Annotated in this window: 20 protein-coding genes and 1 pseudogene; 13 read left to right on the top strand and 8 right to left on the bottom strand. The window is 70.8% G+C overall.

The window, feature by feature from the left end; all coding sequences use genetic code 11:
• The first annotated feature begins 63 nt into the window (after positions 1–63).
• Positions 64–669 (top strand): ANTAR domain-containing response regulator, encoded by a 606-nt coding sequence (locus ACT4N7_RS04410; RefSeq protein WP_444827268.1) that lies wholly within the window; start codon positions 64–66, stop codon positions 667–669.
• On the opposite strand, the gene ACT4N7_RS04405 is transcribed toward ACT4N7_RS04410, so the two are convergent.
• Positions 666–2,591, bottom strand: a complete 1,926-nt coding sequence (locus tag ACT4N7_RS04405; protein ID WP_444827267.1) for a hypothetical protein — start codon at positions 2,589–2,591, stop codon at positions 666–668. The two genes, ACT4N7_RS04410 and ACT4N7_RS04405, sit on opposite strands and share 4 nt — an antisense overlap.
• Before the next feature lie 261 nt (positions 2,592–2,852).
• Between ACT4N7_RS04405 and ACT4N7_RS04400 the strand changes: the two genes are divergently transcribed.
• The 5 genes from ACT4N7_RS04400 (at position 2,853) to ACT4N7_RS04380 (ending at position 8,448) form a co-directional block, all read left to right on the top strand.
• A complete protein-coding gene (locus ACT4N7_RS04400; RefSeq protein WP_444827266.1) occupies positions 2,853–4,082 on the top strand; it encodes a branched-chain amino acid ABC transporter substrate-binding protein in 1,230 nt (409 codons plus the stop codon).
• A gap of 76 nt (positions 4,083–4,158) precedes the next feature.
• Positions 4,159–5,088, top strand: coding sequence for a branched-chain amino acid ABC transporter permease (locus ACT4N7_RS04395; RefSeq protein ID WP_444827265.1), 930 nt, complete (start codon positions 4,159–4,161; stop codon positions 5,086–5,088).
• A complete protein-coding gene (locus tag ACT4N7_RS04390; protein ID WP_444827264.1) occupies positions 5,085–6,824 on the top strand; it encodes a branched-chain amino acid ABC transporter permease in 1,740 nt (579 codons plus the stop codon). The genes ACT4N7_RS04395 and ACT4N7_RS04390 overlap by 4 nt, the downstream gene beginning before the upstream one ends.
• Positions 6,821–7,738, top strand: a complete 918-nt coding sequence (locus ACT4N7_RS04385; protein WP_444827263.1) for an ABC transporter ATP-binding protein — start codon at positions 6,821–6,823, stop codon at positions 7,736–7,738. The genes ACT4N7_RS04390 and ACT4N7_RS04385 overlap by 4 nt, the downstream gene beginning before the upstream one ends.
• Positions 7,735–8,448, top strand: a complete 714-nt coding sequence (locus ACT4N7_RS04380; RefSeq protein WP_444827262.1) for an ABC transporter ATP-binding protein — start codon at positions 7,735–7,737, stop codon at positions 8,446–8,448. The genes ACT4N7_RS04385 and ACT4N7_RS04380 overlap by 4 nt, the downstream gene beginning before the upstream one ends.
• 46 nt (positions 8,449–8,494) lie before the next feature.
• Here the strand turns inward: ACT4N7_RS04380 and ACT4N7_RS04375 are convergent, their stop codons facing one another.
• Complete coding sequence (locus ACT4N7_RS04375; RefSeq protein ID WP_444827261.1) at positions 8,495–8,866, bottom strand: hypothetical protein; 372 nt, start codon at positions 8,864–8,866, stop codon at positions 8,495–8,497.
• Entirely contained in the window at positions 8,863–9,261 is a 399-nt protein-coding gene (locus tag ACT4N7_RS04370; RefSeq protein WP_444827282.1) for a hotdog fold thioesterase, read from the bottom strand. Before ACT4N7_RS04370 ends, ACT4N7_RS04375 begins: the two co-directional genes overlap by 4 nt.
• A gap of 171 nt (positions 9,262–9,432) precedes the next feature.
• Between ACT4N7_RS04370 and polA the strand changes: the two genes are divergently transcribed.
• Entirely contained in the window at positions 9,433–12,087 is a 2,655-nt protein-coding gene (gene polA, locus ACT4N7_RS04365) for a DNA polymerase I (protein ID WP_444827281.1), read from the top strand.
• Positions 12,088–12,116: 29 nt separating this feature from the next.
• On the opposite strand, the gene ACT4N7_RS04360 is transcribed toward polA, so the two are convergent.
• The gene (locus ACT4N7_RS04360) at positions 12,117–13,352 is read right to left on the bottom strand and encodes a WD40/YVTN/BNR-like repeat-containing protein (RefSeq protein ID WP_444827260.1); all 1,236 of its coding nucleotides are present in this window, start codon (positions 13,350–13,352) and stop codon (positions 12,117–12,119) included.
• Positions 13,345–13,836 carry a sigma-70 family RNA polymerase sigma factor gene (locus tag ACT4N7_RS04355; RefSeq protein ID WP_444827259.1) on the bottom strand — a complete coding sequence of 164 codons (492 nt, stop codon included), beginning with the start codon at positions 13,834–13,836 and terminating at the stop codon, positions 13,345–13,347. Before ACT4N7_RS04355 ends, ACT4N7_RS04360 begins: the two co-directional genes overlap by 8 nt.
• 130 nt (positions 13,837–13,966) lie before the next feature.
• On the opposite strand from ACT4N7_RS04355, the pseudogene ACT4N7_RS04350 reads away from it, so the two are divergent.
• The 3 genes and pseudogenes from ACT4N7_RS04350 to ACT4N7_RS04340 all read left to right on the top strand — a co-directional run.
• Positions 13,967–14,398 (top strand): annotated as a pseudogene (locus ACT4N7_RS04350) (helix-turn-helix domain-containing protein); the annotation flags it as partial.
• 48 nt (positions 14,399–14,446) lie between these two features.
• A complete protein-coding gene (locus tag ACT4N7_RS04345; protein ID WP_444827258.1) occupies positions 14,447–14,890 on the top strand; it encodes a VOC family protein in 444 nt (147 codons plus the stop codon).
• A gap of 50 nt (positions 14,891–14,940) precedes the next feature.
• Positions 14,941–15,468, top strand: coding sequence for a hypothetical protein (locus ACT4N7_RS04340; protein ID WP_444827257.1), 528 nt, complete (start codon positions 14,941–14,943; stop codon positions 15,466–15,468).
• Here ACT4N7_RS04340 and ACT4N7_RS04335 read toward each other — a convergent pair.
• The 3 genes from ACT4N7_RS04335 to ACT4N7_RS04325 all read right to left on the bottom strand — a co-directional run bounded on the left by ACT4N7_RS04335 (position 15,465) and on the right by ACT4N7_RS04325 (position 18,398).
• Positions 15,465–16,595, bottom strand: a complete 1,131-nt coding sequence (locus ACT4N7_RS04335) for a WD40/YVTN/BNR-like repeat-containing protein (protein ID WP_444827256.1) — start codon at positions 16,593–16,595, stop codon at positions 15,465–15,467. The two genes, ACT4N7_RS04340 and ACT4N7_RS04335, sit on opposite strands and share 4 nt — an antisense overlap.
• 67 nt (positions 16,596–16,662) lie before the next feature.
• Entirely contained in the window at positions 16,663–17,580 is a 918-nt protein-coding gene (locus tag ACT4N7_RS04330; protein WP_444827255.1) for a GNAT family N-acetyltransferase, read from the bottom strand.
• Complete coding sequence (locus ACT4N7_RS04325) at positions 17,577–18,398, bottom strand: class I SAM-dependent methyltransferase (RefSeq protein ID WP_444827254.1); 822 nt, start codon at positions 18,396–18,398, stop codon at positions 17,577–17,579. The genes ACT4N7_RS04330 and ACT4N7_RS04325 overlap by 4 nt, the downstream gene beginning before the upstream one ends.
• 262 nt (positions 18,399–18,660) lie before the next feature.
• Here ACT4N7_RS04325 and rpsA point away from each other — a divergent pair, with 262 nt between their 5' ends.
• The 3 genes from rpsA to coaE all read left to right on the top strand — a co-directional run bounded on the left by rpsA (position 18,661) and on the right by coaE (position 22,512).
• On the top strand, positions 18,661–20,169 hold the full coding sequence (gene rpsA, locus ACT4N7_RS04320; RefSeq protein ID WP_444827253.1) for a 30S ribosomal protein S1: 1,509 nt from the start codon (positions 18,661–18,663) through the stop codon (positions 20,167–20,169).
• Between the two features lie 287 nt (positions 20,170–20,456).
• Entirely contained in the window at positions 20,457–20,762 is a 306-nt protein-coding gene (locus tag ACT4N7_RS04315) for a hypothetical protein (protein WP_444827252.1), read from the top strand.
• Positions 20,763–21,333: 571 nt separating this feature from the next.
• Complete coding sequence (gene coaE, locus ACT4N7_RS04310; protein WP_444827251.1) at positions 21,334–22,512, top strand: dephospho-CoA kinase; 1,179 nt, start codon at positions 21,334–21,336, stop codon at positions 22,510–22,512.
• Positions 22,513–22,515: the final 3 nt, after the last annotated feature.

The raw sequence follows: 22,515 nt of genomic DNA, 5'->3' as shown, positions 1-22,515 counted from the left end.
GCCGCGGCGGTACGCTGCAGGCTCCGATTTCGCGCTGTCGACACCCACTACAGGAGGACCCCGGTGACCGACCTGGCTACCGAGGCCCAGTCCGGCCCCACCCCACGACGGGTGTTGGTGGCCGAGGACGAGGCGCTGATCAGGCTTGATCTGGTCGAGATGCTCCGCGAAGAGGGCTACGAGGTCGCGGGCGAGGCCGGTGACGGCGAGGAGGCCGTGCGGCTCGCCGGGGAGTTGCGGCCGGACCTGGTGATCCTCGACGTCAAGATGCCGAAGATGGACGGGATCGACGCCGCGGCGACGATCGCGGGGGAGCGGATCGCGCCTGTCGTCATGCTCACGGCGTTCAGTCAGCGGGAGCTGGTGGAGCGGGCGCGGGACGCCGGGGCGATGGCGTATCTGGTGAAGCCGTTCGCCAAGCATGATCTGGTGCCCGCGATCGAGTTGGCGGTGAGCCGCTTCGCCGAACTGCAGGCGTTGGAGCACGAGGTCGCGGGGCTGACCGACCGGCTGGAGACCCGCAAGGTCGTCGAGCGCGCCAAGGGGCTGTTGATGTCCCGGCAGGCGCTGTCCGAGCCGGAGGCGTTCCGCTGGATCCAGCGCACCGCGATGGACCGGCGCACGACGATGAAGGCTGTGGCCGAGGCCGTGGTGGAGAACATCACCTAGGTGACGGTGAAGCTCTCCAGCAGCGACGATTGCGAACCGTCCACTCCGAACACACGGACCTCCAGCACGTGCTTGCCTGGAGTCGAGTCTGTCAGCGACAACGGGATCACGTAGCGCCCGCCCGCCGACGGGCCGTCGATCGACGTCGGCACTCCCGCGGCGATCCGGCCGTCCAGCCAGAGTTGGAATCCCTGCACGCCCGCGACCGAGCCGGTGTCCCACTGCGCCGCGGAACCGTCCAGCACAACGGAAACCACCAGCCTGCCCACCGGGGCCACTGTGGACGCGGGCAGCGGCGCGCCCGCCGAATCGCCCAAGTCCACAGTGGACGTCGGCAGGGCGTCGCGGGTGGGGCGTTCGCGGTCGGTCCGGCGCGGCTGGGTCGTGGTCTGCGGACCCGCCGCGGGGGCGGGGGTGATCTCCAGGTAGCTTTCCTGCACCACCGCCCCGGTGCCCGCGCCGGGCGCCCGCACCACGAACGGGCTCAGCGAATCCGGCCCCGCGCCGCCGAGCAGGCCGGGTGGCACGTCGGCGATGACGGTGACCACCGAGCCCGCGGCGACGGGCGGACCCGGCACGGCAGGACGCGCGGGCAGCAGCTCCGAGCCGAGTTGCACCTGGACCGCGGTGGCGTCGAGGCCCGCCGACACCGCCATGGTGACCATGAACCGCGCGGCCAGCGCGTCCCGCAGCGGACGGCGGGTGGTGCCCGAGGCAGGCGCGGGCGCGTCCGGGCTCAGCACCTGGCGGGTGGCGACGTTGACCGGCACCTCGATCACCGGCGGCACCGGCGCGGGGGGCCCGGTGAACCCGGCCGACGCCAGGTGCACCCGTGATCGGCGCCCCTGCGGCCCCCGGAACCCCACCAGCGCCGACGCCTCCCGCCAGCGCGGCACCACGGCGGCGACAGCCACGATCCGGCCGTCCTGCAGCACGGTCACCCCGGTCGTGCTTACCCGCAGCTCGAACAGGTGCAGCGCCCCGGCGCCCCGCTTGGGCGGCGGCGACACCGTCGCGGTCGGGACGGCCGGGTCCAGGTCGGGGCCGGTGTTCACCCGCGCGCCCGCGTCGTCGATCACGGCCCGGATCGCGCCGGCGGGCAGGGTGGGATCCGGCCCGGCGAGCACCGTCCCGCGCGCGGTGCCGACCCGGTCGGCGGGGCCGGGCACCAGGTCCAGGGTCAGCCTGCCCTGCGGTCCCGCCGCGTCGGTCAGCACGACGAACCGGGCCAGCACGCCGTCGTCGCCGGGCCGGTCCGGCAGCCGCAGCGGGCCGCGGGCGCGCAGCACCGCCTCGTCCGCGCCGCAGCCGAGATCCACCGGCAGCCCGGCTTCCCCCGGGCCGCGCTCGCCGAGATCGACGCAGCCGCGATAGCCGGACAGGTGCCATCGCGACCCCGGCACGTCCGCGCGCAGGGTCGAGGAGTCCGGGAAGTCGTCGAGCAGGCCGGTGAGGCCCGCGCGCCAGCTCGGGTCGCCGCGGCCGGGGGTGGCCGCCACCCTGGTCGGCTCCGAACGGCGGCCGAACGCGTCGACCGCGCGGACCTCGATCCGGTACTCCTGGGTGTCGACCAGACCGTCGAGCTGGGTGTCCGGCACGGTGACCAGGCGCGTGCCCGGTGCCTGCCCGCCGCCGGTCCACCGCAGTTCGTGGGCGACCGCGCGACTGTCCGACCAGGACACCAGGACCCGCCCCGGCGACGGCACGGCCACCACGTCGCGCGGTGCTTCGGGGCGGGCGCCCGGTTCCGGCAGCACCACCCCGTCGGCGGCGTAGCGGGTCACCCGAACCGGTGGCGGGACACTGCCGGTGGTCGGCCCCGTCCGATCGGCACCATCACCGGGAGTACGCAGGACGACGACCGTGCCCACGACGAGGACGGCCGCGGCCACCCACGCGAGCACACGTTTCCGGTCGGGCACGTCCAGTAGGGTAGGGCAATCGTGACGCACGGTGACCTGCCGTTGTGAAGTCGATATCGCGATCCCGGGGTGCTCGCGGGGCCGATGTCCGCAGCGCGAACACCATCGCGAACTTTCGTTGCAGTCTGGTCACGAGCAGCCCAGGTGCGTGACTACGTCGCATTCGGTCACTACGTTCCGGCGCAACCCTCCAATAGGTACGAGGGCGGGGTTCGGCATGCATACACGCATTGCCGGACGAAAGCGGAGAAGGGACATCACGTGCGAAACCAGACGGTGAAGGCCGCGGTGCTGGTCGCTGGCGCGTTGTTGCTCACGGCCTGTGGCACCAACAAGACCGAGTCGGGTGCGGGCGGTGGCGGCAGCCAGAGCTGTGACCAGAGCAAGGGCACCTTGGTCATCGGCGTCATCGCGCCGCAGTCCGGTGGCCTCTCAGCGCTCGGACTGGGCATCAAGAACTCCGCCCAGCTCGCTGCGGACCAGGCCAACGAGAAGTGCGCCGTCAAGGGCTACAAGCTCGCGGTGCAGACCGAGGACGACCAGGCCACCGCGCAGGTCGGTGCGCAGGCGGCCACCCGCCTGTCGTCGAACGCGAGTGTCGTCGGCGTCGTCGGCACGCTGAACTCCTCGGTCGCGCAGAGCGTGCAGCCGATCCTCAAGGGCAAGAACATCGTCCAGATCTCGCCCGCGAACACCAACCCGTCGCTGACCCGCGGCGCGGACTACGCGACCGCGCCCAAGCGCGGATTCGAGAACTACTTCCGCGTCTGCGCCACCGACGACCTGCAGGGCCCGTTCGCGGCCAAGTACCTGGTCGGCAAGGCGGGCAAGAAGAACATCGCCATCATCACCGACGGCAAGACCTACGGTGAGGGCCTCGCGGCGGAGTTCAAGAAGCAGGCCGAGAAGGACGGCGCGAAGATCGCCACCAGCGCCAAGGTCGGCGAGCGCGACACCGACTTCTCCGGTGTCATCGCCTCGATCCGCGGCTCGAACCCGGACGCGGTCTACTACGGCGGCGAGTACCCGCAGGCGGGTCCGCTCTCGAAGCAGATGAAGGACGCCGGGCTGAACGTGCCGGTCATGGGTGGCGACGGCATCTTCGACCCGAAGTACATCGAGCTGGGCGGCAAGGAGGGTGACCTCTCCACCTCGGTCGGTGCGCCGACCGAGACCCTGGACACCGCCAAGGCGTTCGTCGACGCGTACAAGGCCAAGGGCTTCAAGGACGACTACAGCGCGTACGGCGCGTTCTCCTTCGACGCCACCAACGCCATCATCGCGGCGCTGGCCAAGGCCGTCGAGGGCGGCGACTGGAGCGACTCGAAGCGGACGGACGTCCTCAAGAACGTCCAGTCGTACTCCGCCGAGGGCGCGACCGGCAGTGTCAAGTTCGACGAGTACGGCGACAGCACCAACAAGCTGCTGACCGTCTACAAGGTGTCGGGCGGCAAGTGGGTGGCCGACGAGACCGGTACCTTCGGCGGCTGAGAAACGACTCTCTGCCCAACAGACGGACGTGGCGGGGGCAGGCGACAAGCCTGCCCCCGTCCTCATGGAGGTAGACGTGGCCACGCTGCTCCAGCAGCTTATCAACGGCCTTGTGTTGGGCGCCGCGATCGCGCTCATCGCGCTGGGCTACACAATGGTATACGGCATTATTCAATTGATCAACTTCGCCCACGGCGAGGTCTTCATGGTGGGCGGTTTCGCTTCGCTGGCCACCTATTCCTATGTGCTCCCCGACGCTCTCAAGAGCGATTGGTGGCTGGCACTGCCGCTGATGGCGATCGGTGGCGCGCTGGTCGCGGTGATCCTGGCGGTGATCATGGAGCGGTTCGCGTATCGGCCGTTGCGCAACGCGCCCCGGCTGGCGCCGTTGATCACCGCGCTCGGCGTGTCGGTGATCCTCAAGGAAGCCGTGCGCATCTGGTATCCGGGCGCCACCGCGCCGGTGCCGTTCCCGCGCGTGTTCATCGACCAGCAGTACACATTGGACATCTTCGGCGGCCGGATCACCATTGGTGCCACAGCGATCCTGATGATCGTCGTCTCGTTGATCGGCGCCGTGGTGTTGCAGACCTACATCTCCCGGTCGCGGATGGGGCGGGCGATGCGGGCCACCGCGCAAGACCCGGACACCGCGCGGCTGATGGGCGTCAACCCGAACCGGACGATCGTGCTGACCTTCGTGATCGGCGCGGCGCTGGCCGGGGTGGCGGGGGTGCTCTACGGCATCCACTACACCAACATCGACACCGAAGTCGGCTTCCTGTATGGCATCTTCGCGTTCACCGCGGCCGTGCTCGGCGGCGTGGGCAGCATCAAGGGCGCGGTGATCGGCGGCTTCGCGATCGGTCTGATGAAGACCCTGTCCGGGCAGTACATGCCGGGCGGCACCCAGTACGACCTGGTGTGGATCTTCATATTGCTGATCGGCGTGCTGGTGTTCCGGCCGCAGGGCCTGTTCGGTGAGCCGGAAAGGGTGCGCGCATGAATCGGCTCAAGGAAGTGCTGAAGCCCGAGATGGCCAAGCAGCTCACGGTCGCGGGCGGTGTGCTGGCGATCATCGCGGCGCTGTTGCCGTGGGCGACGTTCGTACTCAACGACGGTCCCTACCCCGACAAGGCGACGCTCCAGTTCTTCGACTCGCCCTGGGCGGTGAGCGGTTTCCGACTGCACACCCTGGTACTGGGCATCGCGGTGCTGGTCGTGGCGTTCGCGCCGATCCCGGTGCGCAACCGCGTCCAGCGGGCACTCGGGTGGGGCATGGTCGCCGTCGCGGCGATCAACACGCTGTTCATCCTGTTCGACGGCGGCGGCATCGGCGCGATCACGGCGATCGACGGCTCGTACGCCTTCGGCGGCATCGTCGGCATCGTCGCCGGTGTGCTGGTGATCGTCTCGGCGATCGCGGGCACGATCGAGCCGATCCTGCACTGGAAGACCAAGGTCCCCACCCTGGTGGCCTACACGGTGCTGCTGGTGTCGTTCGTCGTGCTGCTGCTGCTGGTCGCGATGCTGCTCAACGCGGGCGGCCAGGGCGGCGTCGGCAACCCGTACGCGGGCGCGATCTTCCTGTCGCTGCTGGGTTTCCTCGCGGGTGCGCTGGGCGCGCTGCAGGGGATCGGCCTCACCGGGTGGATCTCCGCGCTGTCCGACCAGCACAAGCTGTTCAGCGTCGGGGTGTTGTTGTTGTGCGCCTTGGCATTGCCGTTCACCGAGGCGGGCACCGACTACTGGATGACGACCGCGGCGAACATCGGCATCTATGCCGCGACCGCGATCGGCCTCAACATCGTGGTCGGCCTGGCAGGACTGCTCGACCTCGGCTACGTGGCGTTCCTGGGCATCGGCGCGTTCGTGGCGGCGAACTTCTCGGGTGCGGCCGCGGCAGCGTTCGACATCGACCTGCCGTTCGTGCTGGTGGCGATCATCGCCGCGATCGTGGCGGGCATCTTCGGCGCGGTGGTGGGATCGCCGACGCTGCGGGTGCGCGGGGACTACCTGGCGATCGTGACGCTGGCCTTCGGTGAGATTTTCAAGAAGTCCGCGCAGAACGACATCGGCGGGTTGACCGGCGGCGCGAACGCGATCCCCGGCGTGCCGCCGATCAACTGGTTCGGCGCCTCGTTCGACAAGCCGCTCACGATCGGCGCGGTGGAACTGCCCTCGGGTGTCCTCTACTACGTGCTGATCATCGTGTTGGTGGCGCTGGTGATGGTCGTGTTCGCGAACCTGAAGAACTCGCGGATCGGCCGGGCGTGGATCGCGATCCGTGAGGACGAGGACGCCGCGCGGGCGATGGGCATCAAGACCGGCCAGGCGAAGATCCTCGCGTTCCTGATCGGTGCCACGCTGGCCGGTCTGGCGGGCGCGGTGTTCGCGCACAAGACGTCCACCGTGGCCTATGACAGCTTCCAGTTCATCGAGTCGGTGACGCTGCTCGCGGCGGTCATCCTCGGTGGCATGGGGTCGATCCCGGGCGCGGTCCTGGGCGCGGCGCTGCTGCTGGTGCTGCCGGAGAAGCTGCGTGACTTCGCCGACTACCGGCTGATGCTGTTCGGCCTGGCACTGGTGCTGATCATGCGGTTCCGGCCGCAGGGCCTGGTGCCCGACCGGCACCGCAGGGCCGAGTTGGCCGACGAGGGCGCCGAAGGCGTGCCGATCGAGGAGCTCAACGTGCACGACGACACCACCGGTGGCGACGCGAAGGCGGGGGCCGCGCGATGAGCGAGCTTGCGAGCGAATCAACGTCACAGGGCGTCCGCGTGCGCGAACCCGTGCTGACCGCGACCAACGTCTCGATGGTCTTCGGTGGCCTCACCGCCCTGTCCGACGTCAACATCGAACTGCGCGAGGGCCAGATCCTCGGGCTGATCGGGCCGAACGGCGCGGGCAAGACGACGTTCTTCAACTGCCTCACCGGGTTGTACACCCCGACCAAGGGCACGGTCCGGCTCCGCGGCGCCAAGCTGCCCAGCGACCCGGCGGCGGTCACCGTCGCCGGGGTGGCGCGCACGTTCCAGAACATCCGGCTCTTCCCCAGCATGACCGCGCTGGAGAACGTGTTGGTGGGACGGCATTCGCGGATGAAGCAGGGCCCGGTGGCCTCGCTGTTCCACGGCCCCGCCTTCAAGAAGGGCGAGGCCGCGGCCAAGGCCCGCGGGCTGGAGCTGCTGGAGTTCGTCGGTCTGTCCACACTGGACGACGAGCTGGCCCGCAACCTGCCCTACGGCGACCAGCGCCGCCTGGAGATCGCCCGCGCGCTGGCGACCGACCCGGCGGTGCTGCTGCTCGACGAGCCGACCGCCGGGATGAACCCGCAGGAGACCGAGGCGGCCCGCCAGCTCATCTTCGCGATCCGCGAGCTGGGTATCGCCGTGGTGGTCATCGAGCACGACACGAAGTTCATCTTCTCGTTGTGCGACCACGTTTCCGTGCTCGTGCAGGGCGAACTGCTGGTCGAGGGCACCCCGGAGGTGGTGCGCGGCGATCCGCGGGTCATCGAGGCCTACCTGGGCAAGCCCCCGGACGAGGTGCAGGCCGAGGTGCGTCACTACGCCGAGGAGGTCGCCGCCGAGCGGACCGCGGTCATGGAGCCGGTCCGCGAGCACGACGGCGGCACAGAGGGAGGAAATCGGTGACCGCACTGCTGGAGGTACAGAACCTCAGCGTCGCCTACGGTGCGATCGAGGCCGTCCGGGACATCTCGTTCTCCGTGGAGGAGGGCCAGATCGTCAGCCTGATCGGCAGCAACGGCGCGGGCAAGACCACCACGCTGCGCACGATCTCCGGGCTGCTCAAGGCGAAGTCCGGGCAGATCCTGTTCGAGGGCAGCCCGATCGGCGACCTGGCCGCGCACTCCATCCTGGAGAAGGGCGTGGCGCAGTGCCCCGAGGGCCGCAGACTCTTCGGCCGAATGACGGTGGCGGAGAACCTGCAACTGGGTGCCTACGTCCGCCGCGACGCCGGGGTGGCCCAGGACATGCAGCGGGTCTACGACCTGTTCCCCGTCCTCGGCGAGCGCCGCAACCAGAAGGCGGGCCTATTCTCCGGCGGCGAGCAGCAGATGCTCGCCATCGGCCGCGCGATGATGTCCAAGCCGCGGCTGCTCATGCTCGACGAGCCCTCGATGGGGCTCTCACCGATCATGACCCAGCGCATCTTCGACACCATCCGCGAGCTCAAGGGGCAGGGCACCACCATCCTGCTCGTCGAGCAGAACGCGCTGGCCGCGCTCGCCCTGTCCGACCGCGGCTACGTGGTCGACCTGGGCCGCACCACTCTCGAAGGCCCCGGGCACGACCTGCTGGCCGACGAACGCGTCCGCGCCGCCTATCTCGGCGAGGACTGAGAATCACCCGATCGTGAGGGCCGCACCCGGACCCCGGGTGCGGCCCTCACGGCCATCCGGGGGTCGACGGCTTCGCGGACTCCTCCGCGACGATGCCGCGGCACAGCGTGGTGGCCTCCTGGCGCACCCAGCCCGCGGGCAGCGTCCCGGCGTCACGCTGCCGCACGGCCTCGTCGGACAGCGGCAGCAGCGCCTCGTACTGGTCGCCGGTGAGCCCCATCGCCTGGTACTCGTAGGTGTCACTGACGCCTTGCAGCCGCTGGCCCACCCAGTAGTCGAGCTGGTTAGCGCACACCTCGACCGGGTCGGGCGCGGGCGTCTCGGTGGTGGTCGTCCGGCTCGGCGCGGCCGCCTGCTCGACGCCACAGCCCGCCAGGGCCGCCGCGGCGGCGAGCACCACGAGCGCGCGTCCGCTCATGGCGTGGTCGGCGGGCGGTCCAGCGTCACGCAGGTCAGCCGGGAGGTGCAGGTGCGCTTGCCGCTCTCCTCGGTGATCACGATCTCGAAGGTCGAGGTGCTGCGGCCGACGTGCAACGGTGTGCAGACAGCCGTCACGAGGCCGTCGTGGGCGGCCCGGTGGTGGGTGCACGACAGCTCCAGGCCGACCACGGCCTTGCCCTCCGGCGCGTTGAGCATCGCGGCGATCGAGCCCAGCGTCTCGGCCAGCACCGCGTTCGCCCCGCCGTGCAGCAGCCCGTACGGCTGGCGGTTGCCCTTCACCGGCATGGTGCCGACCACGCGTTGCGGGTCCCAGTCGGTGACGACGATGCCGAGCTTGTCCGCGAGGAGCTGATCGAACAGGTCCACGCGCATACCGGGCAGCTTCGCTGGGTCTGGACTGCTCACCGAGCCTCCAATGGGTGACACGTCAGTGTTGTCGGTGTCTCAGCCTAGACTCGCCGCGTGCCCGCGAAGACCGAGATCCGAACCACACCAGCCACGGCCACCGACACCCGTCGATTGTTGCTCATCGACGGCCACTCGATGGCCTATCGGGCGTTCTTCGCGCTGCCCAAGGAGAACTTCCAGACCGGCACAGGCCAGCACACCAACGCGGTCTACGGCTTCACCTCGATGCTGATCAACCTGCTGCGCGACGAGGAGCCCACGCACCTCGCGGTCTGCTTCGACGTGTCCCGGCGCACCTTCCGCACCGAGGCGTACGCCGAGTACAAGGCCAACCGCAGCGCCAGCCCGGACGAGTTCAAGGGCCAGGTCAGCCTGATCGAGGAGGTTCTGGCCGCGCTCAGCATCCCGACGCTGTCGCTGGACAACTACGAGGCCGACGACCTCATCGCCACGCTCACCACGGCGGCCACCGCCGAGGGCTTCCACGTGGCGATCTGTACCGGCGACCGGGACGCCCTGCAGTTGGTCACCGACCAGGTCACCGTGCTCTACCCGGTCAAGGGCGTGTCCGAGCTGGCCCGGTTCACCCCGGAGTCGGTGCTGGCCAAGTACGGCGTGACGCCCACGCAGTATCCCGACTTCGCCGCCCTGCGCGGCGACCCCAGCGACAACCTGCCGAAGGTGCCCGGCGTCGGCGAGAAGACCATCACCAAGTGGATGCAGCAGTTCGGCTCGCTCGGCGAACTCATCGACCGAGTCGACGAGGTCAAGGGCAAGGTCGGCGACGCGCTGCGGGCGAACCTGGCTCACGTCGTGCTCAACCGCGAGCTCACCGAGCTGGTCCGCGACGTGCCGCTCGGCGTCGAGCCGGACGAGCTGGCGGTTCGGCCGTGGGACCGCGACGCCGTGCACCGGCTGTTCGACGAGCTGGAGTTCCGCGTGCTGCGCGACCGGCTGTTCGCCACGCTGTCCACCGCCGAGCCCGAGGCCGACGAGGGCTTCGAGGTCAGCGGCGGCGCGCTGGCGCCGGGGGAGCTGTCGGGCTGGCTCGCGGCGCACGCCCCGCGGGGCACCCGGATCGGGCTCTCCTTCCGGGAGAACGTGGTAGGCGTGTCCGGGCAGTCCGTCGAGCTGCGGTCCGTCGCGCTGGCGACGGCCGGGGGGCAGGGCGTGTTCGTCGACGTCACCACCCTCACCGAGAACGACGAGACGGCGTTCCGCGGCTGGCTCGCCGACCCGGCGTCGCCCAAGCTCGCGCACGAGGTGAAGCGCTCGCTGCACGCCGTGCGCCACCGCGGCTGGGAGCTGGCGGGCCTGGCCACCGACACCGCGCTCGCCGCGTACCTGGTGCGCCCCGGCCAGCGCACCTTCACCCTGGACGACCTCGTCCTGCGCTACCTGCAGCGCGAGCTGCGCGTCGAGGACACCGACGGCGAGCAGCAGCTCTCCCTGCTCGACGACGAGGGCGAGGACGACCGCAAGCTCGCCGCGGGCGAGATCCTGCGCGCCCGCGCGATCGCCGAGCTGGCCGACTCGCTCGACACCGCGCTGCACACCACCGGGCAGGACAAGCTCCTCGCCGACATGGAGCTGCCGCTGCTGCGCGTGCTCGCCGAGCTGGAGGCGGTGGGCATCGCCGTCGACACCGACAAGCTCGAAGAGCTCGAAGCGCACTTCGCCGTGCGCGTCCGCGAGGCCGAGCGGGCCGCGTTCGAGGTCATCGGCAAGGAGATCAACCTCGGCTCGCCCAAGCAGCTCCAGGTCGTGCTGTTCGAGGAACTGGAGATGCCCAAGACCAAGCGCACCAAGACTGGCTACACCACCGACGCCGAGGCGCTGACCACGCTCTACGCCCAGACCGAGCACCCGTTCCTGCGGCACATGCTCGAACACCGCGACGCGACCCGGCTCAGGGTGACCGTCGACGGCCTGCTCAAGTCGATCACCGACGACGGGCGCATCCACACCACGTTCAACCAGACCATCGCGGCCACCGGCAGGCTCTCGTCCACCGAGCCGAACCTGCAGAACATCCCGATCCGCACCGAGGCGGGCCGCACGATCCGGGACGCGTTCATCGTCGGCCCGGATTTCGCGGAGCTGCTCACCGCCGACTACAGCCAGATCGAGATGCGCATCATGGCGCACCTGTCCGGCGACGCGGCGCTGATCGAGGCGTTCCAGTCCGGGTTCGACTTCCACGCCGCCACCGCCGCCCGCGTGTTCTCCGTCGAGCCCACCGACGTCACCGGCGAACAGCGCGCCAAGATCAAGGCGATGAACTACGGCCTGGCCTACGGACTGTCCGCCTACGGCCTGTCCCAACAGTTGCGCATCTCCACCGACGAGGCCCGCGGTCTGATGGACGAGTACTTCGCGGGCTTCGGCGGCGTGCGCGACTACCTGCAGCAGGTCGTCGCCCAGGCCCGCAAGGACGGTTACACCGAGACCATCTTCGGCCGCCGCCGCTACCTGCCCGACCTGACCAGCGACAACCGCCAGCGCCGCGAGATGGCGGAGCGGATGGCGCTCAACGCCCCCATCCAGGGCAGCGCGGCCGACATCATCAAGGTCGCCATGCTCAACGTCCAGCGCGACCTGACCGCCGCCGGGCTGCGCAGCCGGATGCTGCTCCAGGTGCACGACGAACTCGTCCTCGACGTCGCCGCGGGCGAGCGTGACACCGTGGAATCCTTGGTGCGCAAGGCAATGGGCAGCGCCTACCAACTCCGGGTGCCGCTGGACGTCTCCGTCGGCTTCGGCCGCTCCTGGAACGACGCCGCGCACTGAGCGGCGGCGGGTGGGAGGTGTCGCAACCACTAGCCGATGCGGACTTCGGACCAGTTCACGCCATCGGGGGAGCGCAGGTAGTCGCTGGTGCCGCCCCCCGAACCGCCGGACAGGTAGCCCCCGCCCGTCCAGCGCACCCAGGCCAGTGCGGGCCCCTCGGCCACCGGCTCGAACGTGCGGCCGCCGTCCCCGCTGCGGAACTGCTGCCCCTCTCGCGACACCGCCAGCAGGCCGCCGTCCCGTCGCGCGATCATGGTGCCCGCCAAGGTCCGCGGTGACCGGACACCGTCCCCGGACCAGGTCCGCCGCCACGAGCCGCCGCCGTCGGTCGACTCGAACACGGCCTGCAGCCCGGAGCGCTCGCCCAGCAGCATGCCCTGCGCGACGGCGTACATGACCGGGCCCCAGCCCGCCACGGTCACCCCGCCCACCTGGCCGTCCACCGCGGGCAGCGGCGCCGCCGACCAGGTCCGCCCCTGGTCGCGGGTGACCGCGACCAGCCACCGATCGGTGCCGGGCACCAGCCCCGACACCCACCAGTTGCCGTCACCCGCGGGCACCGGGTCGACCGACACCACCTCGAACGGCGGCTGCGTCGCCAGCTCGCGCCGCTCCCCGGTGTCCGGCACGGTGGCGACAACCCGCCGGGGGCAGTCCTGCTGCTCCTGGCCGAGGCAACGCGCTTCCACCAGGGTCCCCGCGGGGACGTGATCGATCACGCCGGTCACCTCCGCCGCGATCCGCGTCCAGGTGCGGCCGCCGTCGCCGCTGTGCCAGCGGGAACGCTCGGTGTCCACGGTCAGCGAATCGACGACGACCCGGTTCGGGCCGAGTGGACGCACCTCGGCGGTGAGCCCGTCGGGGTACGGGATCTCGCTCACCGGCAGCGCGCGGGTGGTCCAGGTCCGGCCGTCCTCGCTGACCCGCAGCTCTTGCGTGCAGCCCCGCGCCTGGCACCGCGCGTGGACGACGTAGGCGCGTCGGCCGCTGTCCAAGACCAGCTCGTGCGGCCCGGTGGGATCCATCGGCGCGGTGTCCACGGGCGGACTCACCACGGCCGGGGGCGGGGTCACCGGCAGGGTTGCCCGCGGGCCGCGCAGCACCGGGATGATCGCCGCGACGGCGACCACCGCCACCACCGCGCCGAGCTGCAACCGGCGCCGGGACCGGCGGGCGCGGACGCGGTCGAGGACGTCGCGCAGCTCGGGCCGGCGCACGTCGAGCCGGGCGCGCAGCTCGCCGAGTTCACGGTCGAGGTCAGGCACGTTCCACCTCCGTGGATCGGGTGTCGAGCCGTTCGGCCAGCGCGCGCCTGGCGCGCGCCAGCCTGGACTTGACCGTCCCGGCCGGAATGTCCAACAGCGCGGCGATGTCGTCGATCGGGAGGTCGGCGAGGTAGTGCAGCACCACGACCGCGCGTTGGTCGGCGCCGAGCGCGCGGATGGCGGCGTGCAGGTCGAGGTGGTCGCGGGCGGGTTCGATCACGGGCACGCTCTCGCGGCGCAGGATGCGGTCGAGCATCGCCCCGCGTCTGCCGCGCCGCCGGGCCAGGTTCACCGCGACCGTGCGCAGCCACGCCTCAGGGCTGTCCGCGGCGGCGAGCGCGGACCGCCGCCGGTAGCCGACGGCGAACGCCTCCTGGGCGATCTCCTCGGCCTCGCCGAGGTCGCCCACCAGCGCGTACGCGGCGAACACCAGCCGCCGGTACACCGACCGGTACAGCTCCGCGAACCATTCCTGCTCGGACACCCGTCACCCCTAACTCCTGCCCGCAGAGAGGCACGAGCACGCCGCCAGGTTCCCGCGAACCTACGCCGTTCCGCGCGGGCCGCTGACTATGCTGAATCCCCCAGGCAGAGCGTTCCGGTGAGATGGGGTCATGCGCGTCGTGAGTGGACCAACCGCGGAGGTACTGGTGCATCTGCGGCGTGCCCGTGACCTCATGGACTCCCGATACGCCGATCCGCTCGACCTCGTCGCCATGGCCGCCGCCGCGGGGTTCTCCCGGTACCATTTCGCGCGCGAATTCCGTGCCGCGTACGGCGAACCGCCCGGCGCCTACCTGAGCAGGCGGCGCGTCGAGCGGGCCAAGGACCTGCTCGGCGCCGCGAACCTCACCGTCACCGAGATCTGCGTGCTGGTCGGCTTCAGCAGCCTCGGCTCGTTCTCCAACCGGTTCTCCGAACTGGTCGGCTGCTCGCCGACCGAGTACCGGCGGCGGGTGGTGGCCAGGGGCGGTCCGCCGCGGGTGCCCGGGTGCTTCGTGATGGCCTGGACGCGGCCCGCAATCCCCGATAAGCAAACCCCGCCCGGCACGCTCTAGCGTCTGTCCCAAGGAGACACACGACTGGAGGACGACATGGGCATCACCTTCTCGCACAGCACGGTCTACGTGCTCGACCAGGATTCCGCGAAGGCGTTCTACACCGAGAAGCTCGGCTTCGAGGTGCGCAGCGACGTGGCGATGGGGCCGGCGTTCGAGGGCGCGGGCGCGGGCATCCGCTGGCTCACCGTGGGCCCGGTCGGCCAGCCCGAGATCGAGCTGATCCTGGCCGACACCGCCATGGGCCACGACGCGGAGACCGCCGAGCAGATCCGCGCGCTGGTCGCCAAGGGCGCGATCGGACCCGGCGCCATGGTCACCGACGACTGCCACAAGAGCCACCGGGAGCTGACCGAGCGCGGCGTGGTGTTCCTCAGCGAGCCCGCCGAGCGCCCGTACGGCATCGAGGCGGTGTTCCGCGACGACTCGGGCAATTGGTTCAGCCTGACCGAGCGCGCGGAGTTCGACCCACAGGGCTGAGTCACCCGGGGTAGCCTGGCCTTTCGGCTGGTCCGAACGGAGGTGGCGGGGTGACGCGGCGCGCACTGGTCCTCGGGGGCACCGGGATGTTGGCCCGATGTACGTCCACATTGGTCGCGGATGGCTGGCGGGTGGTGCTGCCGAGCAGGCGGTACGAACCGCTGGCCGACCCGCTGAACCTGGCGGGCCGCGCCCTGTGGGTGGCGGCCGACTGGAGCGACCCGGCCGACCTCGCCGACCGCGCCGGGCAGGCCCTGGGCGGACCGGTCGACCTGCTGGTCGCCTGGGTGCACGGCTCGGCGCGCGGCCCGGTGCTGGCGGCCGTCGCGCCGCTGCTGGCGCCGGGCGCGCCGGTGGTGGAGGTGCACGGCAGCACTCCCGGCCCCGTCCCGGACCCCCTGCTCGACGGCCACCCGACCCAGCAGGTCGTCCTCGGCTTCGTCGGCGAGGCGGGCCGCACCCGCTGGCTCACCCACCGCGAGATCTCCGACGGCGTGCTGAGCGCGGTCGAACGGGCACTCGCCTGCCGGGCGCCCGCTGTCCACCAGGTCGGCGAACCCCGAATGCGCGTTGGTTAGCCGACGCGCAGTTCGGTCCACGTGACGCCGTCGGGGGAGTGCAGGTAGTCGTTGGTCTGGCGGCCGGAGCCGCCGGACAGGTAGCCCGCCCTGGTCCAGCGCACCCACGCCAGTTCCGGGCCCTCGTCGACCGGTTCGAACGTTCGGCCGCCGTCGGTGCTGCGGTGCTTCTGGCCCGCGTGCGACACCGCCAGCAGGTGGCCGTTCGGCCGCACGATCAGCGACCCGGCGAGGGTCCGCGGCGACCGCACGCCGTCGCCCCGCCAGGTCTGGTGCCAGGTGGCGCCGCCGTCGGTGGACTCGTGGATGGCAGACAGCCCGCTGCGGCCGCTGCCGACCGGGCCTTGCGCGACCGCGTACATGGCCGGGCCCCAGCCCACCACGGACACTGCCGTGACCTCGACCAAGGTGGAGGTCAGCGGCGCGACCGACCAGGTTCGGCCCTGGTCGCGGGTGACGCCGACGGCCCAGGTGGTGCGGTCGGGCAGCCACCCCGAGACCCACCAGTTGCCGTCGCCCGCGGGCACCGGGTCGACCGCCTGGACCGCGAAACCGGGCTGTGCGGCCAGTTCCCGCCGCTCCCCGGTGGTCGGCAGCGTCACCACGATCCGGCGTGGACAGTCCTGCGTGGCGTACCCGGGGCAGCGCGCCTCGACCACGGTGCCCGCCGGGATGCGGTCGGTGGTGGCGGTGACCTCCGCCGCGACAGGGACCCAACTGCGGCCGCTGTCGTGGCTGTACCAGCGCAGGTGCTCGGTCTCCACGGACAGCGTGTCGGCGACGAGCCTGCCCAGGCCCAGCGGGTGCACCTGCGCGGTGAGCCCGGCAGGCGCGGTCACCTCGCGCACCGGCAGCTTGCGCGGCGTCCAGGTGCGGCCGTCGTCGGTGCCGCGCAGTTCCTGGAAACAGTGCGGGCGCACGCAGTCGCCGCGGACCGCGTACGCCTGTGTTCCGCCCGCGAGCTCCAGGCCGTAGACCTCGCTGGACAGCGACAGCACCGGCTTGATGTCGACAGGCGTGGGCTTCGGCGCGGGCATGGGGCTGTGCAGCACCGGGACCACCGCCGCGACGACCGCCACCATGGCCACCGCGCCGAGCAGGCCCCGGGGGAGGTGCTTCTCGGCCATCGCCGCGACCCCCAACCGTTCTGGGCACGCCGTCACCTTGGAATCTACGCCGGTCCGGGCGGTTTCGTCAGCGCAGCGCCGCCGCGGGCCGGACCTCCCACACTGTCCACAGTGGCCGGTAGTGCTGCCGCGACCAGAACACCGGCGACACGGGGTTCGGCGGGTTGTAATAGAGGAACGTGCCCGCCGCGTCCGCCAGCAGCTCGCCGTGCGCGACGGCCATCAGCGCCCGCCCGACCCCGGCACCGCGCGCGGCGGGCGCCACCGACAGACAGTTCACATACCCCCACCGGCCGTGCCGCACGCGCGTCTCGGCCCACGTGCCCGGCGCCGACTCGGTGTGCCAGCCCTCCGCGTACCCGACGGCGACGCCCTCGCGCTCGGCGAGCCACACCGGGTCGCCCAGGCCGAGATGCCGGACCAGCGCGGCCTCCTTGATCGCGGCGGCGTCCGCGCGCGGCACCGCGCTCCCCACCCGCACCGAGTACGCCAACTCGGCCATCGCCAGGTCGACGAGCACCGGCAGGTCCGCCACCCCCGCGCGGCGGATCTCCAGGCCGGTGTCGGCAACCGGCCGGTCCGCCGCGGCCGTGCGCACGGCCAGTACGGACAGCGGGACCATCCCGTGCGCCAGCAGCGTCCGCGTCGCGTCGATGTCGCGGCTCGGCCACGTGACGACGCACGCCGAGTCTGGGCCGGGGGAGATCCGGTCCACCAGCCGCGTCCACTGCCGCAGCAGCGCGTCGAGCGCCCCACCGCCCGCGTCACCGAGCAGCGGGTGCAGCTCCCACACCGCCAGCGCCGACCACAGCGACTGCGGTGTGCCCCGCTCGTGCGTAGAGCGGGTGAGCACCCCCGCCACCCGGTCGCCGCCCGACAACGCCGCGGTGATCACGTCGCCGTGCGGCGGGTCGACGGCTGCGGGCAGCAGGGGGTCCAGGTCGGCGAACCGGGCGGACTGCGCGCGCACCAGCGAGCGCGTCATCGGCGGCACCGGAAGATCGCCGTGCCGGGAAACAGCTCGCCGCGCAGCGGGCTCCACTGGCCCCACTGCTGGGTGTGCCCCGCCGGCCACTCGGGCTCGATCAGGTCGAACAGGGTGAACCCGGCCGCGGTCAGCGCGCCGACGTAGTCGCCGAGCGTGCGGTGGTGCTCGACGTAGGTCGGTGTGCCCGCCGCGTCCACCTCGACGTACGGCGTGCGGTCGAAGTACGAGCCGGTGACCCGCAGCCCGTCCGGCCCGGGGTCGTCCGGGAAGATCCACCGCATCGGGTGCGTGACCGCGAACGTCCACGTGCCGCCCGGCCGCAGCACCCTGGCGACCTCGCGGAACACCGCGCCCACGTCGGCCACGAACGGCACCGCGCCGAACGCCGAGCAGGCCAGGTCGAACGCCCCGTCGGCGAACGGCAGCCGCTCGGCGTTGGCCCGGACCAGCGGGACCTCGATGCCGGTGGCGATGTTCGCCGCGGCCCCGTACCGCAGCATCCCAGCGGACAGGTCGAGCCCGACGACCCGCGCGCCCTGGTCGGCGAGCCACCGCGCGCACGGCGCCGACCCGCAGCCGACCTCCAGCACCGCGCGGCCCGCGACGTCGCCGAGCAGGCCCGCGTCGGCCTCGCGCAGCGCCTCCGGGCACCAGACGAAGTCGGCCACGCCGAGGAACTCGCCGTGCTCGGCGTGGTAGTCGTCGGCGTCGGCGTCCCACCACGCGATGTTGGCGGCAACGGATTCCGCGGAGCCGACCTCGACGCGGGCGACTCCCGTGGTGCCGAGCGACTTCTCGGCGCTGGTGCTGGACACTGCGCCATCCTGGCAGCCGGGCGCTGACCACGGCCGTTCGAGGTACCCCGGGTTTGCCCGCCCATCGCGCGGCCGCGTACGATACCTCCGCGCAGTGGTATCGCGCTGACCTGGGTTTCTGACCGCTGGGAATCGCCTTCTGGTCGCGCGGCGTTGGCGGTGTGTGTCCTGGTAGTTCGGGTGTCCGTCGGCAACACGATTCCGCCGTGCCCGCACAGCAGTGAACCCGACAACCCCAATCCGTACCGGAGCCACCTACCCTATGTCCACCGACACCACCATTGTCCCGGCTGTCACCGCGCCGAAGCAGCAAGTCGCGATCAACGACTTCGCGTCCGAGGAGGAATTCCTCGCCGCCATCGACGCGACGATCAAGTACTTCAACGACGGCGACATCGTCGAAGGAACCATCGTCAAGGTCGACCGGGACGAGGTCCTGCTCGACATCGGCTACAAGACCGAGGGCGTCATCCCCTCGCGCGAGCTGTCGATCAAGCATGATGTCGATCCCGCCGACGTGGTCAAGGTCGGCGACGAGATCGAGGCCCTCGTCCTCCAGAAGGAGGACAAGGAGGGTCGCCTGATCCTGTCCAAGAAGCGCGCTCAGTACGAGCGGGCCTGGGGCACGATCGAGGCGCTCAAGGAGTCGGACGAGCCCGTCAAGGGCACGGTCATCGAGGTTGTCAAGGGTGGCCTCATCCTGGACATCGGTCTGCGTGGTTTCCTCCCGGCGTCGCTGGTCGAGATGCGCCGCGTGCGCGACCTGCAGCCCTACGTGGGCCGCGAGCTCGAAGCCAAGATCATCGAGCTGGACAAGAACCGCAACAACGTGGTGCTCTCGCGCCGCGCGTGGTTGGAGCAGACCCAGTCCGAGGTGCGCAGCGAGTTCCTCAACCAGCTCCAGAAGGGCCAGGTCCGCAAGGGCGTCGTGTCCTCGATCGTCAACTTCGGTGCCTTCGTGGACCTCGGTGGCGTCGACGGCCTGGTGCACGTCTCGGAGCTGTCCTGGAAGCACATCGACCACCCGTCCGAGGTGGTCGAGGTCGGCCAGGAGGTCACCGTCGAGGTTCTCGACGTCGACATGGAGCGCGAGCGCGTGTCGCTCTCGCTCAAGGCGACGCAGGAAGACCCGTGGCGCCAGTTCGCCCGCACCCACGCGATCGGCCAGATCGTGCCGGGCAAGGTCACCAAGCTGGTTCCGTTCGGCGCGTTCGTCCGGGTGGACGAGGGCATCGAGGGCCTGGTCCACATCTCCGAGCTGGCCGAGCGGCACGTGGAGATCCCGGAGCAGGTCGTGCAGGTCGGCAACGACGTCATGGTCAAGGTCATCGACATCGACCTGGAGCGCCGCCGGATCTCGCTCTCGCTCAAGCAGGCCAACGAGGGCTTCACGACCGAGACCGAATTCGACCCGACCCAGTACGGCATGGCCGCCGAGTACGACCCCGAGGGCAACTACATCTACCCCGAGGGCTTCGACCCGGACACCCAGGAATGGCAGGACGGCTTCGACAAGCAGCGCGAGGAGTGGGAGCGCCAGTACGCGGAGGCGCACACCCGCTACGAGCAGCACATGAAGCAGATCGTCAAGGCCGCCGAGGCCGACGCCGAAGCCGCGGCCGAAGGTGCCGTCCCCGGCGTCACCACCGCGGCGAGCGGCGAGCAGAGCTACTCCTCCGCGGGCACGGACAAGCCCGCGCAGAGCGGTGGCACCCTCGCCAGCGACGAGCAGCTCGCGGCACTGCGCGAGAAGCTCTCTGGCGGCGTGTGATCTAGCCGGACAGTGTTCGAGGGCACTGTCCCTGTCGTATGCGGTGCCGTGCTCACTGGAGCTGACCCAACCAGGTTGATGAAGCCGCCGCGCGGCGGCTGTGCCCGCTCGCTCGCTCGCAGACACGGTACTCACCCCGTGGTGCATGTCCGTTCTTTGGCGCGAATTTGTCATGAAATACGATTCGCAGGTCCGTAACAGCATGCGAAAGACGGCGATTATCTGGGTACAGATATCGTGAGTTGCCGCGGCTTTGCGTATTGCTGACGCTGCCGAGAGGATCCGTCATGGAGTTTCTGCCACTGCTCCCGCTGGCCTACCTGGTCGGGATGGTTGTCGCCGGGTTCACTTATCTGCGCCGCTGCGGACTCCGCGAGCTGGCGGTCGCCGGAATCGGCTGGCGGGAGTTCTTGATGCGCAATCCGCTGTTTTTCCTCTGGATGTACACCAAGATCATTTTCTGGTTGCCGGTGTTGCTGATCTGGCTCGTAACGGGGATGCCCGCATGCCCTTGGCAGGCGACCATCTCGATCGACGGTCGACCTGCCCGGAAGATCGCTTGGGTCGGATTCACCGCCGAAGTGCACAAGTGAAGGAGTTTCGATGCCCGGATACGATCCCACCTGTGACAACTGTTTCAAGTGCCTGACTTGCGGGGGCCGCGGCGTGGTGCGGACGACCAGGATGGACAACGGAAAGGCGTACTACGTCCAGGTCACCTGCACCACCTGCAACGGTGTCGGTGGCAAGCCGGGAGCGGGAAAACACAGTCACCGATAGGTAGGGGTCAGCCTGGCCTTTTTGTCGCAAGGCCACTCGACAAGGATGTTCGTGCGCCGAGTATTGGTCCGCTGTCGGCCGTGCGATCGATTCAGGCATCGTCGATTCCGCGGCGGACGCACTCGCTGAATGGTACGCTCACTGGTCACCTTCATACCGGTGGAGTTCGTGCGGTCGCAGGGTTGGCCACCGCGAGGCTGACTGGCGGCGAATGGCGACGGTGGTGTGCCGTCCACGGACCGCGGCCATGGCGGCAATGACGACGCAGAGGTCTCTGGTCGACCACGAGAGGACGGCGGCCTGTCGTTGCGGACTGTCGTGGGGACGGCGACGTGTCAGGGACGGATGTGATCCGGTCCGGCATCCTGCTGCCAGAATGCGGCCATGCTGCGTGTCGGCCTCACAGGCGGGATCGGGTCCGGGAAGTCCACAGTGGCGGGTCGGCTGGCCGAGCACGGTGCCGTCGTGATCGACGCCGATCGCATCGCGCGAGAGGTGGTCGAGCCCGGCACCGAGGGGCTCGCCGAGTTGGTCGCCGCGTTCGGCGGCGGCGTCCTCGCCGAGGACGGCACGCTCGACCGACCCGCGCTGGCGGCCCTGGCGTTCGGCACCGACGACGCGCGCGCGACGCTCAACGCGATCGTGCACCCCAAGATCGGCGTGCGTACCGCGGAGCTGATGGCCCAGGCGTCCGCCGACGCGGTGGTGGTGCACGACGTGCCGCTGCTTGTGGAGAACGGCCTGGCGCCGCGGTACCACCTGGTGATCGTCGTGGACGCGCCGGTCGAGGTCCGGGTGCATCGGCTGGTGCACTCGCGGGGGCTCACCGAGTCCGACGCGCGGGCCCGCATCGCCGCGCAGGCCACCGAAGCGGACCGCCGCGCCGCGGCCGACGTCTGGCTCGACAACACCGGTCCCCGCGACGAGGTGCTGGCCGCGGTGGACGAGCTGTGGGCCGACCGGCTGGTCCGGTTCGAGGCCAACGTCCGGCTGCACCGGCACACCCGGCGCCGCGCGCCGCGGCTGGTCGAGCCCGATCCGACCTGGCAGGCACAAGCGGACCGGGTGCTGGCCCGGCTGCGGCTCGCTGCGGGGGACGCCGCGCTGCGGGTCGACCACATCGGGTCGACCGCCGTGCCGGGGCTGGCCGCCAAGGACGTGCTCGACTTCCAGGTCACCGTCGCCGCCCTCGACGATTCCCTCGACGGCGTCCTCGGCGCCGCGGGCTTCCCGTACTTGCCCGGGTTCGACGACGACACCCCGCAGCCGCCGCACACCGATCCGGCGCTGTGGCGCAAGCGCACCCACGTCGGCGCCGACCCGATGCGCTGGGCGAATGTGCACCTTCGCGCCGAGGGCGGGCCAGGCTGGCGCTACGCGCTGCTGATGCCCGCCTGGCTCCGCGCCGACGAGGCGGCCCGCGGCGAGTACGAGCGGGTCAAACGCGATCTCGTGGGCGCCTTCGCGGCCATCCCGGACTACGGGGACGCCAAGGGACCCTGGTTCGCCCAGGCGTCGGCCCGGGCCGAGCAGTGGGCGCGGCGGTCCGGTTGGACCCCGTGAGCA

Origin of the sequence: Actinokineospora sp., from assembly GCF_052390155.1 — a bacterium.
Lineage (GTDB): Bacteria > Actinomycetota > Actinomycetes > Mycobacteriales > Pseudonocardiaceae > Actinokineospora.
Note: the sequence above shows the minus strand (reverse complement) of the source record. Positions and strands in the feature narration are given on the sequence as shown.